Here is an 8,451-nt window from a genome sequence, read left to right on the forward strand (position 1 = left end):
TAATGGTCTAGAAACATTATAGAAATGGAGAAAGCTCATGAATATTTTCGAAGAACTCAAAGCACGTGGCTTGGTCTTTCAAACGACTGATGAAGAAGCCCTAGTAAAAGCATTAACAGAAGGGCAAGTATCCTATTATTCTGGCTACGACCCAACTGCCGACAGCCTGCATTTGGGGCATTTGGTACCAATCCTCGTCTGCCGTCACTTGCAATTAGCAGGGCACAAACCTTACGCTCTAGTTGGTGGAGCTACTGGTCTGATCGGTGATCCCTCTTTCAAAGACGCAGAGCGCAGCCTTCAAACCAAAGAAACGGTAGAGGGATGGGTTACTAAAATCCAAGGTCAACTCTCTCGTTTCCTCAATTTTGAAAATGGTGACAATAAAGCCGAAATGGTTAACAACTACGACTGGTTTGGAACTATTAGCTTTATCGACTTCTTACGTGATGTCGGAAAATACTTTACCGTTAACTACATGATGAGTAAAGACTCTGTCAAAAAACGTATCGAAACAGGGATTTCTTACACCGAATTCGCCTACCAAATCATGCAAGGCTATGATTTTTACGAACTCAACCGTACCCATAATGTTACCCTCCAAATCGGTGGTTCTGACCAATGGGGCAACATGACAGCAGGTACTGAATTGCTTCGCCGTAAAGCAGATAAAACAGGACATGTCATGACTGTTCCCCTCATCACAGACTCAACTGGAAAGAAATTTGGCAAATCAGAAGGTAACGCCGTTTGGCTAGATGCCGACAAGACCTCACCATATGAAATGTACCAGTTCTGGCTCAATGTCATGGACGATGATGCTGTCCGTTTCTTGAAAATCTTTACTTTCTTATCCCTTGATGAGATTGCAGAGATTGAGGAACAATTTAACGCTGCCCGTCATGAACGTTTAGCCCAAAAAATCTTGGCCAAAGAAGTTGTGACACTTGTACACGGTGAGGAAGCTTACAAGCAAGCTCTCAACATTACAGAGCAACTATTTGCAGGAAATATCAAAAACCTCTCTGCTAAGGAACTTAAACAAGGTCTTAGCAATGTACCAAACTACGCCGTACAAGCTGACGATAACCTTAATATCGTCGACATCTTAGTGACTGCTGGTATTAGTCCATCTAAGCGCCAAGCTCGAGAAGATGTCCAAAACGGTGCCATCTACATCAATGGAGAACGTGTACAAGATCTAGATTACAGCCTTTCTGACAGTGACAAGATTGACAACGAATTAACAGTTATCCGCCGTGGGAAGAAAAAATATTCTGTCTTGACCTACTAGGAGAACGACATGCAGAAGGTGAAAGAGAAGACAGAAAAACAAAAGGATTGGAATGACTACTTTGAACAAATGGCACAAGAGGCCAGCCTCCTTCATCCCGAGTTAGAAAAGCTATCTGCCAAGGAACAGCAAAAGGCTCTAGAACAAGTCTATCACGATGATGAAATACGTCGTGCCAAACGCTTGAAAGAACATATAGAGGTCTTCTCTGATGCTGTTATCGGAGTGATTATCACCATGATGTTATTAGAAATTCCGCTACCAAGCGATACCATTGATTTACATCATTTTTTAACAGGTATCCTTATCTTCTTTGTATCCTTTTTCATCGTAGCGGATTTTTGGTATGATAACCACAAGATTCTCGGCCAGATTGAACATGCAACTAGCAAAATCTTAATTGTTCAATTCAATTTTATGGCAACACTTGCTCTCATTCCCCTCTTTACAAGATGGATGATGGAAGGTATTACAACAAGTGCAGTTGTTGGATATGGTATTGTCACGATTGCAGTTAATCTTTGCCAGTCAATCTTAAATTATTTTGTCATACAAGAAAAGTTTTCTGGAACGACTTACACGCGCAAATTTGCCTCTGTCGCTCATTTACGTCAACTACTAACAGTTGCTATTTTCAACCTTACAGTTATTATATTTGCCTACTTTAACCCAACAGTTGCCTTTTATTTCTATATCTTAAGGCCAATAGTCTCCTTCTTAGGAGCTGCTTTCTTTGAAAAGAAACGCCAAGAACGACGAGAAAAATTTAAATCCCTTTACCAATAAAACGAGAGCCAAATAGCTCTCGTTTTTATTATACTCTGTTGCATAAAGAAAGAGATAGGATGAAGATCCGACCTCTCACCATTTTATATTACCAAACTTACGTTAGATTTTTAGTAGTCGATTAACTAGACTCACAAAAACAAATAAAATAATCAAAATCATAGTAATCGTGGCGCTAGCAGGAGTCTCAGCCCAGTAAGACAAGAAGATTCCTCCAATCATGGCAATCACACTAATCAACATCCCAATAAAAATAACAGCCTTAAAACTCCGACCCAATCTCATAGCAATACTAGCTGGTAAAACCATAATAGTAGAAACAAGTAATGCTCCCGCTGCTGGTATCATTAAGGCGATTGCAACACCAGTCACAATATTAAAGGCAATTGACATCGCCCGAACTGGTAATCCATCAACAAAAGCAGTGTCTTCATCAAAAGTTAAAATATACATGGGACGAATAAATAAAAATGTCAGTAGAACAATAATAGCTGCGATAAGAAATAAAGCTATTACTTGTTCTTGACTAATCGTAATAACCGAGCCAAACAAATATTGATCCAAACTTAAACTGCTAGAATTATCTGCCTTACTCATAATAATAAGAGATAATGCCAGTCCCATCGACATCAAAATAGCTGTTGAAATTTCCATGTAATGCTTATAAACTGTTCTCAGATACTCCAGCACTATTGCTGCAATAACAACAACTATAATAGTCGTCCAAGTGGGAGAAACTCCTAAAACCACACCAACAGCCACACCTGATAAAGAAACATGGCTTAAGGTATCACTCATCAAGCTCTGGCGACGCAAAATCAAAAAAATTCCTAATATAGGCGCAAAAATGCTCATAGCAGCCACAGCCAGCAAAGCTCGCTGCATAAAATCATAAGCTAAAATATCCATCATGCTTCCTCACCTCTTTCATCTCTATCGTGGACATTAAAACAACGCCATGGTAGATCTTGATTTCGTACGAGGTGGATATTACGATTAGTGTAATCACTCACTTCATCGGGATCATGTGTGATCATCAAAACAGATTTTCCATGATTTTTCACACTATGTGACATCAATTGATAAAATGTTTTTGCCGTACCAGCATCCATTCCCGTTGTTGGTTCATCTAGCACAAAAATATCGGGATCACTGGCAAACATACGTGCAATCACGACACGTTGTTTTTGACCACCACTAAGAGCACCAATTCGCTTATGACGATTTTCCCACATTCCAACTGATTCTAAACTAACTTTGATATGCTCTTCATCATGTTGCGTCAACCGTCGAAACCAGCCCTGTCTAGGGTAGCGTCCAGATTTAACAAATTCATAAACTGTCGAAGGGAAGCCGGCATTAAAGCTAGCAATTTGTTGCGGCAAATAAGCAATGCGCAATTTTTTTCCACTAGTATTGTGCTTTGCAATTTCAACCAAACCTACCTTAGGTTTTAAGATTCCCAAAGTCGCTTTAATCAAGGTAGATTTTGCCGCACCATTTTCTCCTGTTAAAGTAACAAACTCCCCACTATCCAAATGATAATTAATATGCTCTAATACAGGATCAGCATCATATTGAAATGACAAATCTGTTACAGTTATATATCTCATGATTCCCCTAACTCCTTACTTAAATCATCTAAAAATCGATAAATAATACTCTTTTCACTATTTGAATATCTTTTTAACAATTCCCCATATGCTCCCAAAGTCTCCTCGTGATGATGACGATGCTCTTCTGCAATAGGTCTCGCTTCATCCGTCAACACAAAATATGTCACTCGAGCATCCTTAGTATCCTTCTGAGTCTCTAAAAGCCCCATACGCACTAAAGATTTTACTGCCTTAGTCACAGCTGCCTGAGAAATATGTAAATGTTTCGCCAGCTCCGAGTTAGTCAACTGCTTTTCAGATAATAGCATTAAAATATGCTCCTGAGTATTGGTCACCTTAACGTCACTACGACAATCTCCAATCAACAGCTCATGTTGATTTTCAGCCTTTAACAAAATATAATTCAGCGTCTGATCCAATTTAATTGATAATTTTTCCACAGCCTATTTCCTTAACCAGTTAATTTAATACTCCTACATCATAACATAAAAATAGTAAGGTAGCAATGATGTTTCGTCTATTTCTTGCTCTCTGAGTGTAAAAATAGGCAAAAGTAATTTTGAAAGATCAACTACTTATTAGTAATAGTAGTTCTGACAATCAATCCCTAAGTCACACAAGTTCTCAAAACTAAGTATTCTTATTTAAAACTCTACCTCTTTTTTCAACTTTTAATCCCTACCAATTAACAAGTAAATTCTGAAAATCACAGCTGCTTCAGACAATTGTCGTGAGATAGGTTCTCACGACTCAACAGTATTACCTATAATGGACGTCTCTATTTCTAACTATAAGACTTAAACTTCTTTTAAAGTGTTCTGACTTTATAAACTTCTTTACAAAAGCCTCTCATACTATTTACTACACGATTAGCCTGCTTCTCACTACGACAAACAGCAAAAACTGTTGGACCACTTCCTGTCATCAAAGCCACATCTGCCCCAGCTTCTACCATTTTCTCCTTAATACGATTAATAAAGGGTTTCTTAGCAATACTAATAGATTCAAGGGAATTCCCCATATAATTCACCATGGCATCATAATTTTTTTCTAAAATAGAAACTCTTAAATTTTCAATATCAACATGGCTTAGAGAATCCATACTTAGATCAGAAAAAACTGTTCGTGTTGAAATACCAAAATTTGGTTTGACTAATACTACCCAAAATTTAGGAACACATTCTAAAAGTGATACCTCATTACCCCAACCTGAGACTAACGCACATCCACCATATACGCAATAAGGAACATCTGTTCCAATTTTTCCACCAATTTCAGCTAACTCTTCCAACGACAAATTTAAGTTCCACAATTTATTTAAAGCACGTAAAGTTGCCGCAGCATTGCTAGAGCCTCCTCCCATACCAGCACAAACCGGTATTTTTTTCTCTAACACTACTTTAACACCCGATCTGATATTATACTTCTCCTTAAGTAACTGACAGGCCTTATAAACATCATTTTTAGAATCCGAAGGAATTCGAGTAGAATTGGTTTCAATCACAATCTCATCTTCACTCAAGCTAGAAACCATAACATAATCATTCAGATCAACACTCATCATAATCATTGACAGCTCGTGAAGCCCATCTTGTCGTTTACCAATAATATCTAAACCAAGATTTATTTTTGCTGGTGCCTTCTCAATAACCTGCATCTCATCTCTATCCTCCATCAAGTAATATTGTCCATTATAACAAATTATTATTTTTTATAATAGGGTTAAATAAATGATTTCCCTCCCTATCTTTACACATTAATTGGGCTCTATAATTTCTGTAGTGGGTAAAACCACTATGGAGATTATAGAGCCTTTTTGAGTATAGAAAAAAGTCCCATATGACCTATAATGAAAAGCGACGAAACTGACATTAGAAAGACTCACATGGGACAACTAAATCTTATCACAAATTTCTTAGCATTAAAGACCAAAATATCCTTATCACTGATGAATTCGATAGGGGAACTCACTTAGAACTCCACGGTCGCTTGGATTACACAGCCCCTAAATGCCCTTCCTGCAAGGAACAAATGGTCAAATACGACTTCCAAAAAGCCTCCAAAATTCCCTACCTAGAAACTGCTGGCTATCCCTTGCTGATCCGCCTTCGAAAGTGTCGTTTCAAGTGCAAGGAATGTGGGAAAATAGCGGTCTCTGAAACTCCTCTTGTCAAGAAGAATCACTAAATCTCTGTCGCTGTTAACCAGAAGATCGCCCAATTGCTCATCGAAAATCAAGCAATGACACATATCGCACACAGGCTATCCATCTCAACATCATCAGTTATTCGAAAACTCAATGAGTTCAAGTTTGAAACAGATTGGAATACCTTACCTGAGGTGATGAGCTGGGACGAGTATGCCTTCAAGAAGAGGAAGATGAGCTTTATCGCACAAGATTTCAACTCCCAAAATGTCATTGCCATCCTTGACGGAAGAACTCAAACCACCATCCGAAATCACTTTATACGATATCCTAGAAAGGTTAGAAATCAGGTCAAAGTCATTACCATGGATATGTTCAGTCCCTATTATCAACTTGCCAAACAACTATTTCCAAATGCCAAGATTGTACTCGACCGCTTTCACATTGTGCAACACCTTAGTCGTGCTATGAACCGTGTCCGTATTCAAATTATGAATCAATTCGATAGAAAATCGCAGGAATACCGAGCTTTGAAACGCTACTGGAAATTGATACAACAAGACAGTCATAAACTCAGCGATAAACGATTTTATCGCCCTATGTTTCGGATACACTTGACTAACAAGGAAATTCTAGAAAAACTCCTATCTTACTCAGATGAACTACGACAGCACTATGAACTCTACCAACTTCTCTTATTCCATTTCCAAGAGAAAAATTCAGGTCATTTCTTCCAACTCATCGAACAGGAAATAGCCACTGTTAATCCTATTTTCCAGACAGTATTTAAGACATTTCTAAAGGACAAGGTTTTGAATACCCTGTTTTGAATACCCTAGAGTTGCCTTATTCTAACGCCAAGTTAGAAGCTACTAACAATCTCATCAAAGTCATTAAGCGAAATGCCTTTGGTTTCAGGAACTTTGAAAACTTTAAGAAACGCATTTTGATTGCCTTAAACATAAAGAAAGAGAGAACGAATTTCGTCCTCTCTAGGTGTTAGCTTTTCATCTACCCACTACAGTTGACAAAGAGCCATTAATTTATAAAACTAAAGAAAAATTAAAAAACGCTGAAATAAATCAACGTTTTTTAATATCAATTATACCGGCGGCCGGGGTCGAACCGGCACGTCCTTGCGGACACTGGATTTTGAGTCCAGCGCGTCTGCCAATTCCGCCACGCCGGCATAACTAACTGGGGTAGCTGGATTCGAACCAACGCATGAGGGAGTCAAAGTCCCTTGCCTTACCGCTTGGCTATACCCCAATTAAAGGCGAGTGAGGGGAATCGAACCCCCGAATGTCAGAGCCACAATCTGATGTGTTAACCACTTCACCACACCCGCCATATTAATAGTAACACGGGCAGTAGGAATTGAACCCACACTGAAGGTTTTGGAGACCTTAGTTCTACCTTTAAACTATGCCCGTATAATGGAAAGAGAGGGATTCGAACCCCCGAACCCGAAGGAGCGGATTTACAGTCCGCCGCGTTTAGCCTCTTCGCTATCTTTCCAAAAATTAAATTATAATGGCGCGAGACGGAATCGAACCGCCGACACATGGAGCTTCAATCCATTGCTCTACCAACTGAGCTACCGAGCCATGTCCACAATAGGTTATTGCGGGAGCAGGATTTGAACCTACGACCTTCGGGTTATGAGCCCGACGAGCTACCTAGCTGCTCCATCCCGCGATATTAAAACAAAAAGGAGGATGTGGGATTCGAACCCACGCACGCTTTTAAACGCCTGACGGTTTTCAAGACCGTTCCCTTCAGCCGGACTTGGGTAATCCTCCATTTATATATAAATTTATAGTCCGTACGGGATTCGAACCCGTGTTACCGCCGTGAAAAGGCGGTGTCTTAACCCCTTGACCAACGGACCATATTATATAATGGGCACGAGTGGACTCGAACCACCGACCTCACGCTTATCAGGCGTGCGCTCTAACCACCTGAGCTACGCGCCCAAGCATTATTGCTTGGAAGAACAATTTGTTCAAGCGGGTGACGAGAATCGAACTCGCGACAACAGTTTGGAAGACTGTAGTTTTACCACTAAACTACACCCGCATATAAATGGGAGTTAACGGGATCGAACCGCTGACCCTCTGCTTGTAAGGCAGATGCTCTCCCAGCTGAGCTAAACTCCCTTTAGCTAAGCGACTTCCCTATCTCACAGGGGGCAACCCCCAACTACATCAGGCGTACTAGGGCTTAACTGCTGTGTTCGGCATGGGAACAGGTGTATCTCCTAGGCTATCGTCACTTAACTAGCGAATGGTTTGACCACTCAAAATTGAATATCTATACTCTATCAAGAAAACCGTACGCTGTCAATACTGACGTCGTTGAATTTTATCAATTGTATTCGAACTAAAAAACTAGTGATTTAGACAAATCGCCTTGAAGTCTCAACGACTTCCGCGTTGAGTTTCTAAAATCATACGCTTTTCTTTACGTTCTCATTACTTAGTTTGGATAAGTCCTCGAGCTATTAGTATTAGTCCGCTACACATGTCACCATGCTTCCACTTCTAACCTATCTACCTGATCATCTCTCAGGGCTCTTACTGATATAAAATCATGGGAAATCTCATCTT

At 39.7% G+C, this 8,451-nt stretch carries 6 protein-coding genes, 12 tRNA genes, 2 rRNA genes and 1 pseudogene; 3 read left to right on the forward strand and 18 right to left on the reverse strand.

The window, feature by feature from the left end; genetic code table 11:
• The first annotated feature begins 37 nt into the window (after positions 1 to 37).
• Complete coding sequence (gene tyrS, locus ACVRWY_RS06270) at positions 38 to 1,294, forward strand: tyrosine--tRNA ligase (protein WP_354369180.1); 1,257 nt, start codon at positions 38 to 40, stop codon at positions 1,292 to 1,294.
• Positions 1,295 to 1,303: 9 nt separating this feature from the next.
• Positions 1,304 to 2,080, forward strand: a complete 777-nt coding sequence (locus tag ACVRWY_RS06275; RefSeq protein WP_354369182.1) for a TMEM175 family protein — start codon at positions 1,304 to 1,306, stop codon at positions 2,078 to 2,080.
• 102 nt (positions 2,081 to 2,182) lie between these two features.
• On the opposite strand, the gene ACVRWY_RS06280 is transcribed toward ACVRWY_RS06275, so the two are convergent.
• The 4 genes from ACVRWY_RS06280 to ispE form a co-directional block, all read right to left on the reverse strand.
• Positions 2,183 to 2,992: a metal ABC transporter permease gene (locus ACVRWY_RS06280; protein WP_354369184.1), complete on the reverse strand. Its 810-nt coding sequence runs from the start codon at positions 2,990 to 2,992 to the stop codon at positions 2,183 to 2,185.
• A complete protein-coding gene (locus ACVRWY_RS06285) occupies positions 2,989 to 3,693 on the reverse strand; it encodes a metal ABC transporter ATP-binding protein (RefSeq protein WP_354369186.1) in 705 nt (234 codons plus the stop codon). The genes ACVRWY_RS06280 and ACVRWY_RS06285 overlap by 4 nt, the downstream gene beginning before the upstream one ends.
• Positions 3,690 to 4,136 carry a zinc-dependent MarR family transcriptional regulator gene (locus tag ACVRWY_RS06290; protein ID WP_354369188.1) on the reverse strand — a complete coding sequence of 149 codons (447 nt, stop codon included), beginning with the start codon at positions 4,134 to 4,136 and terminating at the stop codon, positions 3,690 to 3,692. Before ACVRWY_RS06290 ends, ACVRWY_RS06285 begins: the two co-directional genes overlap by 4 nt.
• 368 nt (positions 4,137 to 4,504) lie before the next feature.
• On the reverse strand, positions 4,505 to 5,353 hold the full coding sequence (gene ispE / locus ACVRWY_RS06295; protein ID WP_354369196.1) for a 4-(cytidine 5'-diphospho)-2-C-methyl-D-erythritol kinase: 849 nt from the start codon (positions 5,351 to 5,353) through the stop codon (positions 4,505 to 4,507).
• Between the two features lie 228 nt (positions 5,354 to 5,581).
• On the opposite strand from ispE, the pseudogene ACVRWY_RS06300 reads away from it, so the two are divergent.
• Positions 5,582 to 6,845 (forward strand): annotated as a pseudogene (locus tag ACVRWY_RS06300) (ISL3 family transposase).
• Between the two features lie 102 nt (positions 6,846 to 6,947).
• Here the strand turns inward: ACVRWY_RS06300 and ACVRWY_RS06305 are convergent.
• From ACVRWY_RS06305 to ACVRWY_RS06370, 14 genes are all read right to left on the reverse strand, one after another.
• Positions 6,948 to 7,031 (reverse strand) — tRNA-Leu (locus ACVRWY_RS06305).
• Positions 7,032 to 7,039: 8 nt separating this feature from the next.
• Positions 7,040 to 7,111, reverse strand: a tRNA-Gln gene (locus ACVRWY_RS06310).
• A gap of 6 nt (positions 7,112 to 7,117) precedes the next feature.
• A tRNA-His gene (locus ACVRWY_RS06315) sits at positions 7,118 to 7,190 on the reverse strand.
• 14 nt (positions 7,191 to 7,204) lie between these two features.
• A tRNA-Trp gene (locus tag ACVRWY_RS06320) sits at positions 7,205 to 7,275 on the reverse strand.
• Positions 7,276 to 7,279: 4 nt separating this feature from the next.
• A tRNA-Tyr gene (locus ACVRWY_RS06325) sits at positions 7,280 to 7,360 on the reverse strand.
• A 16-nt stretch (positions 7,361 to 7,376) separates the two neighbouring features.
• Positions 7,377 to 7,449, reverse strand: a tRNA-Phe gene (locus ACVRWY_RS06330).
• A 17-nt stretch (positions 7,450 to 7,466) separates the two neighbouring features.
• Positions 7,467 to 7,540 (reverse strand) — tRNA-Met (locus tag ACVRWY_RS06335).
• 14 nt (positions 7,541 to 7,554) lie between these two features.
• Positions 7,555 to 7,644: transfer RNA gene (locus tag ACVRWY_RS06340), tRNA-Ser, on the reverse strand.
• A gap of 17 nt (positions 7,645 to 7,661) precedes the next feature.
• Positions 7,662 to 7,733, reverse strand: a tRNA-Glu gene (locus ACVRWY_RS06345).
• An 11-nt stretch (positions 7,734 to 7,744) separates the two neighbouring features.
• Positions 7,745 to 7,818 (reverse strand) — tRNA-Ile (locus tag ACVRWY_RS06350).
• 32 nt (positions 7,819 to 7,850) lie between these two features.
• Positions 7,851 to 7,921, reverse strand: a tRNA-Gly gene (locus ACVRWY_RS06355).
• Between the two features lie 7 nt (positions 7,922 to 7,928).
• A tRNA-Val gene (locus ACVRWY_RS06360) sits at positions 7,929 to 8,001 on the reverse strand.
• Between the two features lie 4 nt (positions 8,002 to 8,005).
• A 5S ribosomal RNA gene (rrf, locus tag ACVRWY_RS06365) occupies positions 8,006 to 8,121 on the reverse strand.
• A 204-nt stretch (positions 8,122 to 8,325) separates the two neighbouring features.
• Positions 8,326 to 8,451: ribosomal RNA gene (locus tag ACVRWY_RS06370) — 23S ribosomal RNA — on the reverse strand; the annotation flags it as partial.

The sequence above is a fragment of the Streptococcus porcorum genome, assembly GCF_053203725.1.